17 protein-coding genes are annotated in these 20,559 nt (G+C 67.3%); 8 read left to right on the top strand and 9 right to left on the bottom strand.

What is annotated here, in order from left to right:
* Positions 1-54 precede the first annotated feature (54 nt).
* From ubiE to FA89_RS03525, 5 genes are all read left to right on the top strand, one after another.
* Positions 55-804, top strand: a complete 750-nt coding sequence (gene ubiE / locus FA89_RS03505) for a bifunctional demethylmenaquinone methyltransferase/2-methoxy-6-polyprenyl-1,4-benzoquinol methylase UbiE (protein WP_036138249.1) — start codon at positions 55-57, stop codon at positions 802-804.
* Positions 805-924: 120 nt separating this feature from the next.
* Positions 925-4,338: a DUF6543 domain-containing protein gene (locus FA89_RS03510; RefSeq protein WP_036138251.1), complete on the top strand. Its 3,414-nt coding sequence runs from the start codon at positions 925-927 to the stop codon at positions 4,336-4,338.
* Positions 4,339-4,408: 70 nt separating this feature from the next.
* Positions 4,409-6,256 carry a M1 family metallopeptidase gene (locus tag FA89_RS03515; RefSeq protein ID WP_036138253.1) on the top strand — a complete coding sequence of 616 codons (1,848 nt, stop codon included), beginning with the start codon at positions 4,409-4,411 and terminating at the stop codon, positions 6,254-6,256.
* A 71-nt stretch (positions 6,257-6,327) separates the two neighbouring features.
* Complete coding sequence (locus FA89_RS03520; RefSeq protein WP_081916328.1) at positions 6,328-7,326, top strand: alpha/beta fold hydrolase; 999 nt, start codon at positions 6,328-6,330, stop codon at positions 7,324-7,326.
* 131 nt (positions 7,327-7,457) lie between these two features.
* Positions 7,458-10,655 (top strand): hypothetical protein, encoded by a 3,198-nt coding sequence (locus FA89_RS03525; RefSeq protein WP_036138254.1) that lies wholly within the window; start codon positions 7,458-7,460, stop codon positions 10,653-10,655.
* Here the strand turns inward: FA89_RS03525 and FA89_RS03530 are convergent.
* From FA89_RS03530 to ttcA, 4 genes are all read right to left on the bottom strand, one after another.
* Positions 10,652-11,419, bottom strand: coding sequence for a M48 family metallopeptidase (locus FA89_RS03530; RefSeq protein ID WP_036138257.1), 768 nt, complete (start codon positions 11,417-11,419; stop codon positions 10,652-10,654). The genes FA89_RS03525 and FA89_RS03530 overlap by 4 nt on opposite strands.
* Before the next feature lie 72 nt (positions 11,420-11,491).
* Positions 11,492-12,400, bottom strand: a complete 909-nt coding sequence (locus tag FA89_RS03535; RefSeq protein ID WP_036138259.1) for a recombination-associated protein RdgC — start codon at positions 12,398-12,400, stop codon at positions 11,492-11,494.
* Positions 12,401-12,477: 77 nt separating this feature from the next.
* A complete protein-coding gene (locus FA89_RS03540) occupies positions 12,478-13,665 on the bottom strand; it encodes an amino acid aminotransferase (protein WP_036138261.1) in 1,188 nt (395 codons plus the stop codon).
* A gap of 34 nt (positions 13,666-13,699) precedes the next feature.
* Positions 13,700-14,572 carry a tRNA 2-thiocytidine(32) synthetase TtcA gene (ttcA, locus tag FA89_RS03545; protein ID WP_036138264.1) on the bottom strand — a complete coding sequence of 291 codons (873 nt, stop codon included), beginning with the start codon at positions 14,570-14,572 and terminating at the stop codon, positions 13,700-13,702.
* 103 nt (positions 14,573-14,675) lie between these two features.
* Between ttcA and FA89_RS03550 the strand changes: the two genes are divergently transcribed.
* Positions 14,676-14,882: a YdcH family protein gene (locus tag FA89_RS03550; protein WP_036138267.1), complete on the top strand. Its 207-nt coding sequence runs from the start codon at positions 14,676-14,678 to the stop codon at positions 14,880-14,882.
* Complete coding sequence (locus tag FA89_RS03555; protein ID WP_036138270.1) at positions 14,883-15,488, top strand: GNAT family N-acetyltransferase; 606 nt, start codon at positions 14,883-14,885, stop codon at positions 15,486-15,488. It begins immediately after the preceding gene.
* Positions 15,489-15,538: 50 nt separating this feature from the next.
* On the opposite strand, the gene FA89_RS03560 is transcribed toward FA89_RS03555, so the two are convergent.
* The 4 genes from FA89_RS03560 to FA89_RS03575 are packed head-to-tail and all read right to left on the bottom strand — an operon-like array spanning position 15,539 to position 19,386.
* A complete protein-coding gene (locus FA89_RS03560; protein ID WP_036138273.1) occupies positions 15,539-16,558 on the bottom strand; it encodes an efflux RND transporter periplasmic adaptor subunit in 1,020 nt (339 codons plus the stop codon).
* An 11-nt stretch (positions 16,559-16,569) separates the two neighbouring features.
* Complete coding sequence (locus FA89_RS03565) at positions 16,570-16,767, bottom strand: DUF1656 domain-containing protein (RefSeq protein WP_036138275.1); 198 nt, start codon at positions 16,765-16,767, stop codon at positions 16,570-16,572.
* Complete coding sequence (locus FA89_RS03570) at positions 16,757-18,883, bottom strand: FUSC family protein (RefSeq protein ID WP_036138278.1); 2,127 nt, start codon at positions 18,881-18,883, stop codon at positions 16,757-16,759. Before FA89_RS03570 ends, FA89_RS03565 begins: the two co-directional genes overlap by 11 nt.
* 11 nt (positions 18,884-18,894) lie before the next feature.
* Positions 18,895-19,386 (bottom strand): MarR family winged helix-turn-helix transcriptional regulator, encoded by a 492-nt coding sequence (locus tag FA89_RS03575; RefSeq protein ID WP_036138279.1) that lies wholly within the window; start codon positions 19,384-19,386, stop codon positions 18,895-18,897.
* A 190-nt stretch (positions 19,387-19,576) separates the two neighbouring features.
* Between FA89_RS03575 and FA89_RS03580 the strand changes: the two genes are divergently transcribed.
* Positions 19,577-20,050 carry a hypothetical protein gene (locus FA89_RS03580; RefSeq protein WP_036138281.1) on the top strand — a complete coding sequence of 158 codons (474 nt, stop codon included), beginning with the start codon at positions 19,577-19,579 and terminating at the stop codon, positions 20,048-20,050.
* Between the two features lie 68 nt (positions 20,051-20,118).
* Here the strand turns inward: FA89_RS03580 and FA89_RS03585 are convergent, their stop codons facing one another.
* Complete coding sequence (locus FA89_RS03585; protein ID WP_036138283.1) at positions 20,119-20,535, bottom strand: DUF4156 domain-containing protein; 417 nt, start codon at positions 20,533-20,535, stop codon at positions 20,119-20,121.
* Between the last annotated feature and the right edge of the window lie 24 nt (positions 20,536-20,559).

Genomic DNA, 20,559 nt, shown 5'->3' on the forward strand with positions numbered 1-20,559 from the left:
CCCCGCACGGCGCGACGGCTCGCCCGGGGATCGGCAACGGGGTACCATCCATGGATGGACAAGCACGACACCACTCATTTCGGTTTCCGCGACGTACCTGTCGCAGACAAACAAAAACTCGTCGGCCAGGTATTCACCTCGGTCGCACGCAGTTACGACCTCATGAACGATCTGATGTCCTTCGGCGTCCATCGCCTGTGGAAGCGCCATTTCGTCGCGGTCAGCGGTGTGCGTCGCGGCGACCGCGTGCTCGACCTGGCGGGTGGCACGGGGGACATCGCCGCCCTGCTCAAGCCGGTGGTCGGGGACGAGGGTGAAGTGGTGGTGGGCGATATCAACGCCGCCATGCTGGGTGTCGGTCGCGACCGCCTGACCGACCGAGGCCTGGTCTCGGGGCTGCGCTGGGCGCAGATGAACGCGGAGACGCTTCCGTTTCCCGACAACAGTTTCGACGCCGTGACCATCGCCTTCGGCCTGCGCAACGTCACCGACAAGGACAAGGCGCTGGCCGATATGCACCGGATCCTCAAGCCCGGTGGACGCGCGCTGGTGCTGGAGTTCTCGAAGGTTCACAGCCCGGTCCTCTCGCGTCTGTACGACGTGCATTCCTTCCAGATCCTCCCGCGCCTGGGCCGGCTGTTCGCCAACGACGGCGACAGCTACCAGTACCTCGCCGAGTCGATCCGCAAGCATCCCGACCAGGAAACGCTCAAGGGCATGATGCTGGCAGCCGGATTCGGCCACGTGGAAGTGCGCAACCTCACCGGTGGCATCGTCGCGATCCATCGCGCTTATAAGCTCTGAGGGGTTTCCCCACAGCCGTGCTGTAAGACGGCGGCACGTTGTCGGCGTGCGACACGGACAGACCGACCCCCTCGGCCTGCCTAACCTTTACGTGGAGACTCCCCACGCAAAGGACGCGATATGGACACCACCCCGCCGCAGGCACCGCCCGCACTAACCCAGAGCGAGCATCAGCAGGCACTCGATACCGTCAGGCGTCTGGCCGACGTGCAGCGCTGGCTCGTGGAACAACGCAGCGCCTTGCCCGTATGGCCCGTCTCGCCCACGACGCAAGGGAAAGACGCCTACCTGGACGGTCTCACCGACTATTGGCGCGCCCCCGTCGTCCTCGCGCCGGGGGCAGACCCCGTCACCCGTGCTTCCGCGCTCGCCACGCAACTGGCCGGCGCGATGCGCGACGATGCCGTGCTGCTAGGGCTGGACGGCACGCTGGACGAGCGCGCGGTGGCGTGGGCCACATCGTTCTCACGATCCCCGGCAACATCACCGGGGTTTATCGCCAGCGAACTGCTCATCGGCGACACCCCCTACGCCGGGGCGCTGGTGCTGCAAAAACCGGATGAAACCGACCTCGTGCTGCTTTTCATGCCGGATGCCGGCTGGCAGGCCTTTTCCGGCATGGACGACCTGCACGAAGCCGCCGAGAAGCATTTCCGCGAAGCCCTGCTGACCGACGAGGAACTGCCCGGCATCGTGCAAGACGACATCGAACCGCTGCTGGATGCGCCGTTTGTCTCGTCACGCGCCATGGGTCCGGACCCCTTCCATGAGCTGGTCTCGCGGATCGCGCGCGTGCAGGAGCAACGCGTCGCGGAGGCCTGGAGCGATGTCGCCGAAGGCCTCGTCGATGCGGGCGCACTGGCCGATCGCGTGCGCGACGCACTGGACATGAACGACCACCTCGACGTGCATGCGATGCTGGCGCGCCGCGACGTACGTCTGGGCGACGCCGTGCAGGAAGCACGACTGGCCAGCCTGCCCGCATCCGTACGCGCCGACTGGAAACACGCACGCCAAGCCTACGTCGATGCCCTTGCCACCGCCAGCCAGCGACGAGCCGCTGCGGGCCTCACCGATATCACGCCACTAGGCGAGTTCGTCGAAGACGCCTTGAAGCGCGAACTCACGGCACGTGGCGTCACCGACGCACCGGCCGATCTCGTCGTGCGCATCACCCCTGTGCCCGGCGAGGTGACGGGGCTGCTTTCCCATGTCTTCCAGGGGCCATCGACCCAACGCGCCGGGCTGGTGGAGTTCGCTTACCAGAACATCGGCCGCCTCTCCGTGGCAGCGCTGGGCCTGGAACGCGCCGATGGCGCCGCGCCGTCGGTGTCGCTCGACGGGCGGGCCATCCGCGACATCGTGCGCAGGGCTGACGTGGGGACCGCGTATGCCGATTACCTCGATCGGCAGCTGATGTCGTCCCCGCAGGCGACGATGTCGCGCGCGATCGCTCGCGACCTGCAGCAGGCCCGCATGCGTTTCGAACTGGAGGAATGCCGCCTGTCCTACTATCGGCAGGATGTACCGCGGGCGTTCGCCTATGCCGACCGGGACGTCGGCTATCGCTGGATGAAGGCGGTGATCGACGCACCGACGCCGTCGTCGCGCCCCACCGTCGACGGGTACACGATCGTGGCACGCCAGGTGACGTATGGCGGCGTACCCCTGGCGGAGGTGTTCGAGGTTGGCACCAGCTCGCAGAACAGCTCGTCCCGTGTGGTGCTCTACACGCCCGGCGCCCCCGACGACGTGGTGTTCCGCGAATTCCATTCGCGCGAAGACGCGGCGCGCCGTTTCTTCCTGAACCCCGCGAACGAAGGCTGGTTGCTCGACCGGCTTCCCGGCACGTTCGCGGAAACCGCGGCCAACGGCTCACGACGATTCAAGGTATCCGACGCCGCGCAACGAAGCCACTGGGTGTTTGCGCAGCAGGATCCGGGGCACTACACACGCATGGAGGAAAATCTCGATCACCGCGTGGTGGAAGGCCATCTGATCGATGCACTGTATGCCACCTCGGTGTCGTTGATGAAGGATCATGTCGCCACCCTTACCCGCGCCACGACATCAGCGGACTGGCAGTCGGCCACGCACGCACTGGCGTCAGCGACCGCCGCCGCCAGCCCTGTGCCCCACCTCGCGGGCGAGGTTCTCGCGCAGGCCCTGCGACAGACGGGACAGATCATGCCCGCTCTGTGGCGGATGGAAGAAAACATCAAGGCAGGCGATCATCCACAAGCCTTTCTCGACCTGGTCCAGGCGTATCACTCGTCACTGAACGTCATCGGGGTGCGATCGCTGCCGGGTGCACGGCTTCCGGGTAGCCTGGTCCGTGCCGGCCACCGCTCGGCCAGTGTGGTGTCCAGCCGCCAGCGTGTACCCCATCCGGACGCCATCTTCGAGTCGCGTTTCGTCGCCCATGGCATCGACCCCGCCACGGCCGAGTCGGTGCATGCGGGCGTGCTCACGCTTCGCGACAATCATTACATCAGCCAGCACGGCCGGCTGTACGGCGTGCGCTTCGATGCGGGCGCTGGCACATGGCGGCTCGCACGCCCGGGAGCCCTGGACGCGCATTTCACCGGTCCCGCGGTCGAGCGCGGCGTTTCCGGTGCGTGGCGAATGTCGCGGGGTGTCGGGTTGCGTGGGGGTGGCGAGAATGGCTCACGCAAGCTGCTGGGACGCATGCGGGCCGAGCGTGCCCAGCCACGCGTGGCCACGCTCAGCCAGAACCAGCGAAGGGCCCTGCTCAGCGAGTTGAGCCGTCTCACGGGCAGCCGTGCCGATGCCGTGTCGATCTACGCCAGCATGCGGCCTGCGGACGCCGCGTTGCGCGGACGGGGCCTCACCCTCGTGCAGCAGGGCTATTTCCATCGCGCACTGGAATACGCAGAACAGATCCCGCGGATCCCGAGGATCCCGCCCCTGGGCCGCGTGGAGCCGTTTGCGATACGGCCGCGCGCCGCGGCGGCGTCGTCGGCACCGCGCCCGTCGGGACCGCAACCGGGTTTCTCCGGCGGAGTCGCCGTGCGCCATCCGGCAGGCCTCGCGCTGACAAGACCGCCCGCGGCGCCGCTGGTGGCGTTGCCGCCCACGGCATGGCCGGACACGGTATGGATCTACCTGTCCGAAGCGGAAGTCGCCGCGCGCACCGGCGCCGTGGACATACGTATCCCGCAGGGCGTCCTTGCGCAGGGGCGCGTCGCGGGCGTCGCCGGATTGACGCTCCCCCCGGAAACACCGCTGGCAGGCATTCCCGGTTCGGTCCTGGCCGGCGTCGGCACGGGGGACACCCTCGGTTCCGTCGCACGTGGCTGGGTGCGTGTGGACCTGCGAGCCGTAAGGGCGCGCGCAGGCAACGATGGCCTGCCGTTGTTCCAGTTGTCCCGCGCCGGTGCGCCGGGCAGCACCGGCGTGGTCATCACGCCCCGTCCCTCCATCGGCGATCCGGCGGCCATGCGCGATGTATGGCTCGCGGCGGGCGAGTACGAGCTCGGTGTCTGGCCCCGGGCCGCGGTGTCACGCCCCTAATCCGCCCCGGTGCCGGAAGACCTCCGGCACCGGGTGGCATACTGGCGCCTTGCCTGCACCGGAAGCCTCCATGCGCCTGCCATCCATCCTGGTCCTCGCCCTCGCGTTCCCGGCAGCGGCCCTCGCCACCGATCCGCACTCCTATGCCCAGCCCGACACGGTCCGGGTCACCCATCTCGACCTCGACCTGACGCTGGACTTCGGCAAGCGCGAACTGGCCGGCCAGGCGACGTTGAAGCTCGACTGGAAGGCATCCGGGGCCAGCGACCTGGTGCTGGATACGCGCGACCTGACGATCGTCCGCGTGGAAGCCCTCGACGCCGGCGGCAAGGCATCGGCGTTGAAGTTCGCCCTGGCGCCCCGCGACAAGGAACTCGGCGCGAAGCTGACGATCCAGGCCCCCACGCATCCGGGCAGCGTGCGCATCGTCTACGCCACCGCACCGGAAGCCTCCGGACTGCAGTGGCTGACGCCGGCACAGACGGCGGACAAGAAGCAGCCTTTCATGTTCTCGCAATCGGAGTCGATCCACGCCCGTTCGTGGGTACCGCTGCAGGATTCCCCCGCGATCCGCTTCACCTACGACGCGCATATCCACGCGCCGAAGGATGTCCGCGTGGTAATGAGCGCCATCAACGACGCGAAGCATCCGCTGGATGGCGACTTCACCTTCGACCAGCCACATCCCATTCCGTCGTACCTGCTGGCGATCGCCGCCGGCGACCTGGCGGTCAAGGAAACCGGGCCGCGCAGCGCCGTCTACGCCGAACCCAGCGTGGTCGGCAAGGCCGCGCACGAGTTCGAGGACACCGAAAAGCTCATCGCCACCACCGAGCAACTGTACGGCCCGTACGCATGGGGCCGCTACGACATCCTCGTACTACCGCCGTCGTTCCCGTTCGGTGGCATGGAAAACCCGAACATGACCTTCGCCACGCCGACCGTGCTGGTCGGCGACAAGAGCCTGGTCTCGCTGGTCTCGCACGAGCTGGCCCATTCGTGGTCGGGCAACCTGGTCACCAGCGCCGCGTGGCGCGATATCTGGCTCAACGAGGGCTTCACCACCTATGTCCAGGGCCGCATCACCGAAGCGGTGTACGGCAAGGCGCTGGCGGACGAGGAAGCCCTGTTGTCCGCGCGCGAGTTGCAGAAGACGATCGGCCAGATGCCTGCCAACACGCAGAAGCTGACGCCGGACGCGCGTGGCGTGGGCGCGGACGATTCACTGTCCTCCGTGGCATACGACAAGGGCTCGTGGTTCCTGCGCACGTTGGAGCAACGGTTCGGCCGCGACACGTTCGATGCCTACCTGAAGGGTTATTTCGCCCATTTCGCCTTCCAGAGTATCGATACGGACACGATGTTCGCCTACCTCAAGGCGAACCTTCTCGATAAATACCCCGGCAAGATGAGCGAGGCCGAGGCCCGTGCATGGATATGGCAGCCGGGCATCCCGAAGGATGCGCCGCTGCCTGCCTCGCGGCGCTTCGACAGCATCGACGCGCAGCGCACAGCGTTCCTTGCCGGCACCCTCGCCGCCGACAAGCTCGATGCGAAGGGCTGGAACACTCAGGAGTGGATGTATTTCCTCGACCGGTTACCCGACGTGCCGCCGCTGGCGAGCATGAAGGCGCTGGACGCGGCCTGGCACCTCACCGGCACGCCGAACGCCGAGATCGGCATGCGCTGGTACGCGCACGCCATCGCCGCCGGCGACAAGGACGTCTGGACCGCCGCAGCCGAGCACATGACACGCATCGGCCGGCTCTACCTGACCACGCCGGTGTACCGCGCCTTCGCCCGCACCCCGGAAGGCCTGGCCTATGCCAGGGCCACGTACGCCAAGGCGAAGAGCGGCTATCACCCGATGACCCAGCAGGCGGTGGAACGTATCCTCGCCGGCACATCGAAGAAGTAAGCCCCCAGGCTTGCATACCGTCACGACGCCCCGCATCTTGCGGGGCGTCCTTTGTTCAGGCTCCCGATCCCATGGCCAAGACCCCGCTCCCCGCCCCGACATCCAGCCGGCCGCTCTGGCAGCGCCTGCTGATCCGCCGGCTCAAGTTCCTCGTCGTCGTGGCCCTGGTACTGGGCGTCGGCGCCGGCGGTGTCTACCTGTTCGCACCCTCGCTGCTGCTGAAGGCCGACGCGGCCCGCCTGGCGATGGCTGCGCACATGGAAAAGAAGCAGGTGGTCGCGGGCGACACCACCTGGTCGTACTACGAAGGCGGCACCGGCCCCACCATCGTCCTGCTGCACGGTTTCGCGGCCAACAAGGAGACCTGGCTGGAGATGGCCAAGGGCCTGACCGATCACTTCCACGTGGTGGCGCCGGACCTTCCCGGCTGGGGCGAGTCGTCGCGCAACGATGGGGGCGACTACGGTGTCCCCGCCCAGGCGGCGCGTCTTCAGGCATTCGCCGCCGCCACGGGCCTCGGGCACTTCCTGCTGGTCGGCCATTCGATGGGTGGCGCCATTGCCGGCGTGTACGCGAGCGAACACCCCGACCAGGTGGCCAGCCTGGTCCTGATGAGTTCGCTGGGGCTCACCTTCAAGGACAACGATTTCGTGCGCGACGTCAAGGCGGGGAAGGACCCATTCATCTTCCACGACCGTGCCGACCTCGAGGCGCTGCTCGCGCGGATATTCCTCAACCCGCCGCACATCCCGGGCCGGGTCGAGGACGCGCTGCTGGCGCGCAACGAAAAGGATCGCGCCTTCATCGAGCGCACCTTCGCCCGCCTGAGCGAGCCTGCGCAGGCCTACTCGCTCGATCCCGTCATCGGCAGCCTGTCCATGCCGGTGCTCGGCGTCTGGTGCCGCGAGGACAAGATCATCGACGCATCCGCGCTGGACACGCTGCGCGGCGGACTGAAAAGCTCCCCGTCCATCGGTGCCACCGTCATGAACGGTTGCAACCACATGCCGATGCTCGAGAAACCCGACGAAACGGCGCGTATCCTCACGGGGTTCGCCCTGGCTCACTGAAGACGGGCAAGGGGTCCGTGACACCCTGCCGATGGCTGCGTCATTGCGCCTTTGTGCAGCGGTCTTTCACCGACAGACGATGAGGTCACCCCACCCGTAACCTGCGGATTCCTTTCCCACAAGGTTTCCGCATGGATGCGATGCCCCCTTCCGCGCCGCCCGCCGAGATACGCGAGACCCACCATGAGGCGATCGACACCGTTCAGAGGCTGATCGCCGCAGAGCGCTGGCTTATCGAGCAGCAGACGGCGATGCCCGCCCTCCCCGAAACGTTCTCCGCCGAAACGCTCAGCGCCTTCGTGGCCGACGTCGGGGCCTTCTGGGAGGGCGGGATCGAAGCCACGGCCGGCACGCGATCGCGGCGCGGCGCCCTGGAAGACACCCTGCGCACGACCCTGTCCGACCTGGCCGTCCTTCAAGGCCTCGATCGCACGCTGGACGACGACGCCCGCGCGCTCGTCGCCGCCGCGCTGGTGCCGCATGCCGTGCCCCCGCCCTACATCGAGTGGCGCGAGGTGACGATCGGCGATGCGCCGCACGCCGGTTCACTGTTGGTCGTGGACACGCGCCCGGGAGGCATCGTCATGGCCTTCACCGCGACGCGCGGGTGGGATCGTTATGCCGACCTCGCGCAGGCCCATGCCGCCCTCGAGAAACAGGTACGGGCCGTCCTGTCCACACGGATCGATCTCCCCGGCCTGGCGCGTGCCAGGGTCAACGTCCATGCCACCGAGGCATGCGTCGACTCACGACGCGTGGATGGGCCCGCCCTGGCCACCGTGGTCGATCGCGTCGTCGCCACGCAGCGCGACAAGATCGAACACGCATGGATTGAATTCGAACTCGAGCGCGTACTGCCCGGACGGTCCCAGCGCCTGGCCGATCGCCTGCGCGATGCCATCGACCTGGCCGACGTTGTCGATGTCGAAGCCATCCTGGGGGTGCGTGAGGCGCGCCTGCGCATCGCCCTCGAAAGCGAGCGGCTGCTCACCGTGCCCCCCTCGCTCGCCGCCGACTGGCGACGCTCCCGCGCGGAATACATGGACACCCTGCAAGCCATGGCGGATCGGCAGGCCCTTGCCGGGGTCGACCCGCCGACGGAACTGCTCGACTACGCTATCGGGCAACTGGAGCCCGTCCTGAAGGCACTGGGCGTCACGGAGCATCCCCGCGACATCACCCTGACGCTCGACCGCTCGCTGGATCCCGCCGCGCGCCTCGCTTCGCTGACGGCATTGATCTACGGCCCGGAACCCCTGCATGCCTCGCTCATCGACGCCGCCTACAGCAACGTGCCTGCCATCGGTGCGGACCGGTTCAGTGCCCACGGCAAGGACGGTCACCTCATCCCGGCATTCAGCGATCCCTACATTCGTGCCGTTCTCAACCGGCTGGACATCCACACCCATTACCAGACACAGCTGCTCGGCGAGCTGCGCGACGGGCCCCAGGCCGCACTGCGACGGCGCGGCTTTCGGGAGTCGCGCATGGCCCGGATGCGGCACGACGCCGTCGAGGCGCGCGTGGCCAGCCTGCGCCACGACTACGGCGAGGCACGCCACCTCGGGCTCACCGCCAGCGGGCGCGCGCGGGTCGACGCCCTGCTCGATGCCCTGGGCCAGGGCCAACCCTCGCCCGCCCTGGTCCGACAGGTCACGTTTCGCGACATGCCGCTACGCGAGGTGATGCAAATCATCGAGTCGCCCGATACGGGGGCAAAGGATGCGGCGGCGCCTGCGCTGGTCTATTACACCCCCGACGCACCCGATGGCGCAGCCTTCCGCGAATTCCGCGATCGTGACGAGGCCGATCGCCTGTTTTTCCGTGATGCCACCTTCCGTGACTACCTGCTCGCCCGGCTTCCCGCGGCATCCGACACCATGCGGCGAGAGGGACACCTGCGCCTGAATGCGAATCGCAGCCTTGCCTGGATACTCGGCCAGGACACCTCGGCGATGCAAGGCGAGGCCACGATCGCCCCCGGCCTCAAGGACATCGCAGGCGATCCTTTCGACGCGGTCTACGACACCGCTCTGGACCACGCGTTGCGCAACGTGCAATCGCTGACACGCAGCGCCCGTGACGCAAATCGCGAGTTCATGTTCGACCTGTGGCACCGCAATCCGGCTCACGTCCTTCCCGCGCAGACCGTGATCGCCACCATCACGGCGCCGTTCCGCGTCGCTCCGGCCGCCTGGCGGGCCTACGACGCGATCAAGGCAGGCGGCTACGGTGACGGCTTCATCGACGCCACCGAAGGCTATGTCATGGCACTGGCGGCGTATTCGCTGGGCATCTCGGCGTTGCACGCGACCACGGCACCCTACGCCGTGCACGTCCGCGCGATCGGAGGCGCACTGGTCAGCCGGGCCCTCGCGCGCCCCAAGCCCGGCACCCACCGGCGCTATCTGGCCAAAGGCGTCACGGCGACGGGCGTACCCGACCCCCAGGGCATGTATCGCGTCGATGGCAAGCTGTATGCGGCGATCGAGGGCAAACTGTACGAAGCCAATTACCACGCAGCCAGCCGCACCGTCCGGCTCGGTGCCGCGCCTCCTGCGGGCATCGAGGCAACAGGGCCCGTGATCCGGTTGCAGGGCGAGCTATGGCACGCCGATCGTCATGCGGGGCGCCGCCGCTCCGTCGGCCGCCCGGCCACGGATGCCACGCCCGCGCGCGACTTCTACAGCGAATACGTCAATCAACTCGAACAGAGTTTCCCCGACGCGATCGAACGACAGCTGGTGTCGGACCAGATGTATCGCGAAATACGTGGACTGCCCACGCGTCGCATCGTCACCGATGGCCAGCGCGCCGGGTTCCACCAGGCGCTGACACGCGCCGAGCAATCCATCCGTGCCTCGTTCGACGTCGGCCCCTCGCTCCCAGGCCGCCTGCGCCAGATCGCCGAGGTCGACCTGCCCGAGCGCCTCTGGTTCTACGACGAGAAGCCGCTCCAGCAAAGCGCGTTCTTCGGCGCAGCGCGGCCCGGCATGACGTGGGGAGCGATACGCAGCGAGGCGCAGGAGCGGGATGTCTTCGGCGTGCGGCTGAGCGCCGTGCCGCCACATGCTCCCGTGCATACCATCGTCGACGGTAGCGGTGTACGGCTACTCGACCGCACACGCGGTTTCGCCGTCGAGGTAAAGGTGCGGGACCTGGTGCAATCCCGAGCCACCAGCCCGGACAGCCTCGATCTGTTGTCCATCGTCGGTACGCAGGGCAGGCACTATGTGCTGCGCACGCCTCCGGGACGACCGGTGATGCTGGAAGCCGGGCAGTTCCGGCTGGTGCCGGAGCTGCCGGAGCTGCCGGAGCCCGCGCCTTAATCGGCGATGTCGGCCACCAGCCGGTCGAGCTGCATCTTCAGGCCGCTGCCGTGCGCCCGAAGCCAATGCCTCTGCTCCTTCCAGTCCGGAAAGATGCTCTCGACCCATTGCCAGAAGCGCGGCGAGTGGTTGCGGACCTTGAGATGACACAACTCGTGCACCAGTACATAACGCAAGGCCACGGGCGGAGCGAGCGCGAGGGCCAGGTCGAGGTTGATCCTGTCCCGCGTGTCCAGGCTGCCCCAGAGGCTTTTCAGCGGACGGATCTTCAGGGCCGTGGGGGCCGCGTTGATCATCGGTATGTAGGCCGGCAACCAGCGTGACACATCACGCCGTATCTGCGCCTCGAAGTGCGTGGCCAGCAGGCCACGCGCAAGGAGGAGGGCCCGCGCGTGTGGACGCGGTATCACCAGGGTGATGCCGTCGTCGTGCTGTTCGACACGAGGATAGGGGCCCTCGGCCCAGTCCAGCGCGATGTCCTCGCCCCGGAACGGAAAGGTGGTGGGCACCCCCACCTTCAGCCTTGGCAGCGGCGTGGCATCGAGGTGGAATTCCTCCAGCTTCTGCTCGAGCCAATCGGCGTGATGACGGAGGAAGGCCGCCATCTGTGCCGTGTGCGTGCCGTAGGGATAGGTAAGGCGCGCCCCCCGGGAGGTGACGGTGAGGCGCAGGCGGCGGGCACGCGGGTGCGCTGCCTTGAGCACCCGGATGGTGCCGCCGGTTGCCGTGGGCAGTTCCAGCCAGTCGCTGTCTTCCGATGCCATGTCGCGAGTCTCGTTCCGATCCCGACCAACATCCCACCAAGCCATATCCATTCCTGCGACGCGGCGCCTTCGTCACTCAGGGCGCGGCAACTTGAACCATTCTTCCAGCTTGCCGAGCAGCCTTGCATATTCGCCGGCCATCAGGGCGAAATTGGCGTCCATTTCCGCCGCGGCGGATTCGGGACTGTCTGCCTGCTCGTCGAGCACCACGTCGGTGAACTTGATCTTGCGCAGGATGAGATCCTCACCCAGCACGAACGAGATGCGATCGTCGAACACCAGCCCCAACTGGAACACCTGCTTCCCGGTGCGAAGGTGCTCGCGGATCTCTTCGGTGTCGAGATCCTGGCGGCGGCAGCGCGCAATGGCTCCCGACGCCGTGGCCGGATCGCGCAATTCGCACTCGTCGCCGAGGGCCAGGCCCGCCGGCAGCTCGCCCGTGGACACCCAGTGCGTCATGAGCAGGCGAGGCGATTCCTCCGGGGCCAGCGGCACGGCCGGGAAACTGCCCAGGGCCTCGCGGATCTGGCTGAGGGTGTTCTCGGCGGACTTGCGGCTGGAGGTGTCCATGATCAGCCAGCCGTTTTTCTTGTCCGCGAAAGCCGACATGCGCGACGTGCGCACGAACGCCCGCGGCAGCAGTTCGTTCATGACGTCGTCCTTCATCCGCTTGCGCTCACGGCCGCTGACCTTGCGACCTTCTTCCTCGGCGATCTTCTGCACGCGGTTGGCCAGCTCGTCGTTGACCACGGACGTGGGCAGCAGCTTGTCTTCACCGGCCACGGTGACCATGACGTTGGACGCCACCGAATGCGTGAGGGCTTCTTCCCGGCGCCCCAGGGGCGAGATGAAGCCGCGCGTGGACAATTCCATGGGGCCGACGGAACGCAGGCGATGCTCGGGCAGCGCCTCGTCAAGGCGCTCGAGATCGGCGGCGACGGAAGCGGAGAAACGGAACAGGGTGAGATTGCGATAGAACATGGATCGGCGATTCTCTTGCGAATGAGGGACCGCGACAGGCGCCATGCACCCGCCGACGAAAGGAGCGGCGGAGCGGGTCAGACGACCTGGGCGATCGCCGCGGCGACGCGGTCCATGTTGCCCTCGTTGAGCGCCGCCACGCAGATACGGCCGGTGCCGACGGCATAGATGCCGAACTCGGTGCGCAGCCGATCCACCTGGGCAGAGGAAAGCCCGGAGTAGGAAAACATGCCGCGCTGGGCTTCGATGAAACCGAAATCGCCATGCCTGGCCAGGCGCTCGACCAGGCCCCGGCGCATGGCCCGGATACGCTCGCGCATCTCGCCTAGCTCGGCTTCCCACTGCGCGCGCAGCGCGTCGTGGTTGAGCACGGCCGAGACCACCGCGGCGCCGTGGGTCGGCGGATTGGAGTAGTTGGTGCGGATGACACGCTTCACCTGGGATTGCACGCGGAGCGCTTCGTCGTGCGAGCCGGTGACGATGGACAGGGCACCCACGCGCTCACCGTACAGCGAGAACGATTTCGAGAACGAGCTGGCGACGAAGAACGCCACACCGGCCTCCGCGAACAAGCGCACGGCCAGGGCGTCCGACTCGATGCCGTCGCCGAAGCCCTGGTAGGCGATATCCAGGAACGGCACCAGGCCCTGCGCCTGCACGGTGGCGATGACGCGCGTCCAGTCGGCGGGGGTCAGGTCCACGCCCGTCGGGTTGTGGCAGCAGGCATGCAGCACCACGATGGCACCCTTCGGCAGCGATGCGAGGCCGGCGAGCATCGCATCCACATCCACGCCGTGCGTGGCGGCATCGTAGTACGGGTAATCGACCACCTCGAACCCGGCGCCTTCGAAGAGGGCGCGGTGGTTTTCCCAGCTGGGGTTGCTGATGGCCACGGGCACGGAGGGATCGAGGCGCTTGAGGAAGTCGGCGCCGACCTTCAGCGCACCGGTGCCGCCCAGGGCCTGCGCGGTGACCACGCGGCGCTCGGCAAGCAGGGGCGACGCCTCGCCGAACAACAGCTTCTGCACTGCGCTGTCGTACAGCGCGATACCGTCGATGGGCAGGTAGCCACGCGGAAGCTGGGCTTCCAGGCGGGCTTTCTCGGCCTCGCGCACGGCGCGCAGCAGCGGCACGTGGCCGTTGGCGTCGTAATAGACGCCCACGCCAAGATTGACCTTGTCGGTGCGGGTATCGGCGCCGAAGGCTTCGTTGAGGCCGAGGATCGGATCGCGCGGCGCGAGTTCGACGGAAGAGAAAAGGGTCATGGTCGGCAGGCCTCGAAGCGGGAAGAGGAAAGGATCAGTCGTTGTCGTCGACGGTGTCGCCGCCAGCGAGCCAGGCGTGGGCGTCGGGTCGCGCCGCGTCTTCGCGTGCGCCAAGCGCCGCGAAGTCGAACAGGCGGCGATCCGTCAGCTGCGACGGCGCGATGTTGCCCATGGCACGGAAGATCGTCTCGCTGCGGCCGGGGTTGGATTTTTCCCACTCGGCGAGCATGCGCTTGACCACCTTGCGCTGCAGGTTCTCCTGCGAGCCGCACAGGTTGCAGGGAATGATGGGGAAAGCGCGGGTGGCCGCGTAGGCCGCGATGTCGTCTTCCTTGCAATAGGCCAGCGGACGGATGACCACATGGCGCCCGTCGTCGGACAACAGCTTGGGCGGCATGGCCTTCAGGCTGCCCTGGTAGAACATGTTCAGGAAGAACGTACCGAGGATGTCGTCGCGATGGTGGCCCAGCGCGATCTTCGTGATGCCGTTGGCCGCGGCCCACTGGTAGAGCGCCCCGCGGCGCATGCGCGAGCACAGGCTGCACAGGGTCTTGCCCTGGGGGATGACCCGGGTGACGACGCTGTAGGTGTCCTGCTCGATGACATGGAACGGGACGCCCAGCGCGGTCAGGTAACCCGGCAGCACATGCTCGGGGAAATCAGGCTGTTTCTGGTCGAGGTTCACCGCGATGAGGTCGAAGCGCACCGGCGCCTTGGCCTGCAGTGACAGCAGCATGTCCAGCAGTGTGTAGGAATCCTTCCCGCCGGAGAGGCAGACCATGATGCGGTCGCCGTCCTCGACCATGCCGAAGTCGGCGATGGCCTGGCCGACCTGGCGACGCAGGCGTTTGGCCAGTTTGCCGGCTTCGTAGCTCTGCTTGCGGGTGGCGTCGGGCGTGGCGGACATGCGTATGGGCGGTTCGGGACGGGTCGGCTGACCATTGTAGCCGCTGCGGAGCCCCTCGCCGGAGGTTACAATCGGACTTCCCCTCCTCGCCCGGCCCAACGCCATGCAGGTCCAGGATCCTCACGAGCTCCAGCAACGCCTCGCCGAACTCAAGGTCGAGCACCGCGACCTCGACGCCGCCATCGACCACCTGGCCGCCGCGATCGGCCGCGACGAGCTCCAGCTGACCCGCCTGAAGAAGCGCAAGTTGCTGCTGAAGGACACTATTTCCCGGATCCAAAGCCGGCTCATCCCCGACCTGGACGCCTGAATGGCCGCAGTGGCGCCCATCCGGCTGGCCAACCGCCACGTGACGCTGGAGCCGCTCCAACCGGTGCACGCCGGCCCGCTGGAGCGTGCCGCGGCTGATGGTGACCTCTGGAACCTGTGGTTCACCTCCGTGCCGGCGCCGGGCCGCGTGGAGGCCTACATCGCCTCAGCCCTGCGTGGGCAGGACGAAGGCCGGATGTCTCCCTGGGTGGTGCGCGAGAACGTCTCCGGCGACATCGTGGGCACCACGCGCTTCTACGACATCGTCGACGATCCGCGGCGCATGGCCATCGGCTATACCTGGTACGCACGGCGCTGGCAGCGCAGCCACGTCAACACGGCCTGCAAGCACCTGCTGTTGTCCCACGCCTTCACTGGCCTGGACGCCGTGGCCGTCGAGTTCCACACCGACGCCTACAACCAGGATTCGCAACGCGCCATCGAGAAACTGGGCGCGAAGCGCGAGGGCATCCTGCGCGCCCACAAGCGTCGGCCCGACGGCTCGCTGCGTGACACGGTGTGTTACAGCATCCTGGCTACCGAGTGGCCCGACGTCGATCAATGGCTGCAGCTGCGGTTGGATCGCCTGGCACCGCCTGCCGCCTGAGCCCTTGCGCCCAGGTGCTGCCGGTGCGGGACGACCCCACCGCAGTTGAACTACCGCGTCGCCACCGCGTCCGGGGACGAAGGGTGCACCACCAGGGTCGCGGTCATGCCGGCCGAGAGCACCACACCGGGCGGCAGGTGCGCCGTGTCGATCCGGATACGCACCGGCACGCGCTGCGCGAGCCGCACCCAGTTGAAGGTCGGGTTCACGTCGGCCAGCAGGTCGCTGCCGGTCGGGTTATCGGCATCGGTGATGCCGCGGGCGATGCTCTCCACCGAGCCCTTCAGCCGCACGCCACCGCTCATCAGGCGGATGTCGACCGGATCGCCCACACGCAGGCCGGGCAGCTTGGTCTCTTCGAAGTAGCCGTAGATCCAGTACGAGTGGCTGTCGATCAGGGCAAGGCGTGCGCTGCCGGCACTGGCGTAATCGCCGACGCGTACGTCCAGGTTGGTGACATAGCCATCCACCGGGGCGCGCACTTCCGTGCGATCGAGATTGAGTTGCGCGGAAGCCAGTTCGACCTGCGCCTGGGCCACGGCCGCCAGGGCCTGCTGCTGGGAGGCGCTGGCCTGCTTCGTACTCGCCTGGGCCTGCTGCCACCCCGCCTTGGCCGCGTTGGCGGCGGCCACCGCGTTGGCCTTGTCTTCCGCCGAGATCACGTTGTTGATCAGCTTCTGCCGGCGTTCGGACTGGGCGGCGTACATCTCGAAGTTGGAGCGGCTCTGCAACGCGCCGGCCTGGGCCGCGTTGATGCTGGCGCCCGCAGCGCGTGCCGCCGCTTCAGCGGCGTTGAGGTTGGCTTCGGCCTGCGCCACCGCGTTCGCGTAACGCGCCTTGTCGACGACGAACAGCAGGTCGCCCTTCTTCACCGTCTGGTTGTCGATGACCTTCACGTCGGTGACCAGACCGGCCACGTCGGGCGCGATGCGCACGATCTCCGCGCGCACGCGGCCGTCGCGCGTCCACGGCGAATACATGTAGTGCTTCCACAGGGCGTGCCCGATCACGGCGGCGACAAGGACGACGACGGCGGTCACGGCAAAACGGATGACGGTGGCGAGTTTCATAGGGGCTTCACTCAGAGCAGGAGCAGCGCAAAGGCGCCGAAGACACAGACGAACACGGCGAGCCGGAACAACGGCGGGTGCCAGATCAGGCGATACAGCCCGAACCGGCCGGCGATACTGTCGAAAAGCCAGAGCACCAGCAGCGCGACGACGAAGAGGATGAGCAGTCCCGGCACGAGTGCATCACCGAGGGCGATTTCACGAGGCATGGGCGATCTCCTTGCTGAGCGGCATATCGGGCATGTAGGCGGCGAGGACGGATTCCCCGTCGAGCAGGGCCATGCGCACCAGGTGCAGGTGGGCCAGCAGGTACTGAGTACCCTCGTGCTCACCGACGCCGGCGATAGCCGTGGCGACCGCGTCCCGCGCGAGCAGATAGCCGTCGGCGTCGGGTTTCTCGTAGAAACGGGCCAGGGTACGCAGCGTGTCCTGCAGGTACGGACGCAGGGCGGCCGGGACATCCCGACGCGCGATGTCGTGACGCAGTTCGATCAACGCCCGTCCCGTCTCGTGCACCGCCAGGGCCCATGCGATCAGCGTGCGCGAGTCGGCACTGCCCGGCTCCGTCTGGGCGACCACCTGACTGACCAGGTCGTGATTGACGCTCTCGAACCGGTGGCGAAGGCCGGGCAACGGGGCCTCCGCGGCGAGCGCGACCTGCCCACGCAGGCGTGCCAGCTGGCGCCGCCGCAACCAGGCGCTGCCGATCGCGGGCGGAATGACTACGAACGACACCGCCGCGGCGCCCAACCCAACGACCTGCGCGATGGCGTCGTTGATGAAATGCGCCGGGTCGTACACCTGCACGTTCTTCAGCGTGAGGATGTAGGCAAAGCCCATGGCCCAGCCCAGGCCGTAGGATGCGAAGCGTCGGGTCATCATGAGCACCAGGCCAACGGCCAGGAACGGCGCCACGCCGACCACCAGCAGGCCGTAGCCATCCAGGCGCGTAAGGACGAAGAACTCGCAGATGAAGCCCAGCACCATGCCCGAGAGGTAGCCGAGCATGACCTGCCAGGTCACCCGCGTCGGGTTGGGTGTGGTGGCGAACAAGCCAGCGAACACCGTGGCGAGCAACATGGCACTGGAACCCAGCGGCCAGGCGCTGGCCACCCAGAACGCCCCCAGCACCAGCATGGTCAGCGTTGTGCGGAACGTTGCCAGGCCGGCGCCGAGGAAGTCGTTGCCGCGATCGAAGCGCACTCGCTCCGCAGCGCCGTTGCTCACCCGTGGCGTCTGCAACGAGGCGGCCGTATCGACATAGTCGTAAAGCTCGTCGACGAAACGGGCCAGCAGCGACGCGCCGGTGTCGAAATCGCGAATGTCCTGCGAATCGGCCAGCGCAGCGCGTTGTGCCGGGGTGTTCGTCCGCATCGTGTCGCGCGCCGCCACCAGGCGCGGCAACAGCACGCGCGCGGCGGCGCCGGCCTCGATGGGCGCGTCGAGAGCGTCGCCGATCGGCGTGTACAGGCGCATCAACGCCTGTGCGGTCGCGTCGCGGTGCGCCCGCTTCAGCCGGTTGATCAGGTGGTGCAGCGACTGGAAGCTGGTAGACGCTGCCATGAAACGCTGGTTGAACAGGCGCAGGTGGCTGCTGCGCGCGCGGGCTTCGGCGTCTTCGAAAATGACCGAGCTGCGAAGGTCTTCCAGCGTGACTGCAGCGCGCACGAAGCGCAGGTGGGCGTTCTCCATCGTGTCGCGGGCGATCGCCCCGGCCGTGCTGTCGCGCACGAAGCCAACGAAGTGCGCGAACTGCTCGCGCGCCGCGCGCCGCAAGACGTCGCGCATGCGGCTGGGGAACACCACATCGTTGACCACGCCGCTGACCATGAGGCCGAGCAGGACTTCACTGATACGCGCCCACGACGAATCGAAGACGCCGGGCGGATTGTCGATCACGGGAATGGCGACGATGGCCGCCGTGTAACCCGCCAGCACGAAGGCATACGACTTGAAGTTGCGATACAGCGTGGCGCCACCGGCACACACGCCGATCCACACCGACAGCGACAGCAGGAACAGGTCACGCGTCTGCGGAAAGGCGGCCACGATGACGATGGCCGCCGCGGCGCCGGTCAGCGTGCCGATCGCACGGTAGAAACTCTTGGCCAGCACCATGCCGGACTGGCGGTTGGCGACGATGATCGTCGTCAGCATCGCCGTGGACGGCGCCGGCAGGGCCAGGCGCATGGCTAGCCATCCGGTGAGAAAAAACGCGAGCAGGGTCTTGGCGACGAACAGCCAGACGTCGACTTCCTCGCGCAGCGTCTCGACCACGACCTGGCGCGTGGTGGGAGTGGCATGTTGCAGATCGATGGCGGACATGGGTGCCCCCGTCACTCCCCGAACCCGGCCAGCATCTTCTTGAGCAGGCGTTCCAGTTGCGTCTGTTCGGTGGCGTCGAGGTTACGAGTCTGGCGGTGAAGCAACGTGACGATGTCGGGGAGGAACTGGGTGATCGTGTTCAGCCCGACCGGCGTCAGGGTCAGGGTGACCTTGCGGCGATCCTCGTCGCTGCCGGCGCGGGCCACGTAGCCCTTCTCGCACAGCTGGGTGGTCAGCCGGGTGATGTTGGCCAGTTTCTCACCGGCCGCCTCGGCCAGCTGCGACGGGTTCATCGCGTTGTCGGGCGAGCCGTACAGCATCATCAGGATGTTGTATTCCGGATGGTTCAGCCCGTAGGGCTTCATCACCGCGTTGGCTTCGTCGTGCACCTGCTTGTAGAGGTGCTTGACCAGACGGACGAGCACGGCCGGCTGACGCGGGAACCCCGGGTATTTACGCAGAGTGACGTCGAGGCGTGCTTCGGTGCGGGCGAAATCGCTCATGGGGAGGTCCGTGGACTGGATACCTCACAAGTATATAGTTCATTTATGTATTATCAATAGGTGAAGGTATTGCAGGCGAAGGGGGCCGGTACGCATAAAGGGATTCGCTCATGCCGCACCAGATAAACGGCTCAGCAGCACCCTCTGGAAAAGCGTCCGGCCGTCCCCATTCTTGCGGCCAGGAGTCCGCATGAACACGCCCCGTTCCGCCCTTTTCCTTCTTTTCGCGCTCGCGACGATCATTCTCTTGGTTGGATGCCGGCGCCCCGCCACCGTGGGCGCCGCGCAGCCGGATGCCTCTGTCGCGGAGGTCGTTCACCGCGCCCAGGGCTCGCCGCCCGTGCAGAAGCCCAGCATCGAGATTATTTCCGCACGGGCCTTGGCGCGGGACTTTGCAAGCGATAGCGCTGCATCGACAAGGCGCTCAGCACGCCAGGTCGTCGAAGTCACCGGCGAGCTGGGAAACCTGGAGGCAGGTGGGGATGGCGTACCCGTGCTCACGTTGAGAGGCGGGGCGGGATTCAAGGATCCACGGTTCGTGCTGGACGCCGACGCCTGGCCGGACGTCTCCACCCTCAAGACCGGCGCGACGGTGAGACTGTCATGCCGGGATGGGTCCGAGAGCGCCGGTCAGGTGACCTTGAAGGCGTGCTCGCTGCTGTAGGGCCCGACAAACACGAGGACGGCCCGATCCGCGTGGGCAGACCGGGCCGTCGGGTCGCAGTGACACGCTTACTGCTTGAGCGGAACTGTCTCGAAACCACCGCCCTGCGGCGCGGCGTTCTGGGCCGGCTGCGATGCCGCCGGAGCAGCGCCTCGCACCGGAGCCGCGCCACGGGCACCGCAGGTGTACGCACCCCAGTCCTGCGAGCCGCCGTTGGGTTCGCCCAGGGGCTTGATGGTGTCCGCGCCCATCTTTGCGGCCTCGTTGCGCGCGAGCACTTCGAGTTCGTCGCGGACCTTCAGGTCGTCGCGATCGATGGGGCCGACGCGGCTCTGCACGGACACCGTGACCTTGCCCTGGTCGCGGCAGCTGGACACGTCGCCGTTCCAGGCCGTGCGGACGTTGCGCGCGCTGTCGTCGAGCTTGATGCCCCACGAGCACGCGGAGAGGGCGAGCGGGACGAAGAGAACGAGGACCTTGCGCATGGGTTGAGCTCCGGAAAAACGTTG

The organism is Luteibacter sp. 9135 (assembly GCF_000745005.1).
Classification (GTDB): Bacteria; Pseudomonadota; Gammaproteobacteria; order Xanthomonadales; family Rhodanobacteraceae; genus Luteibacter.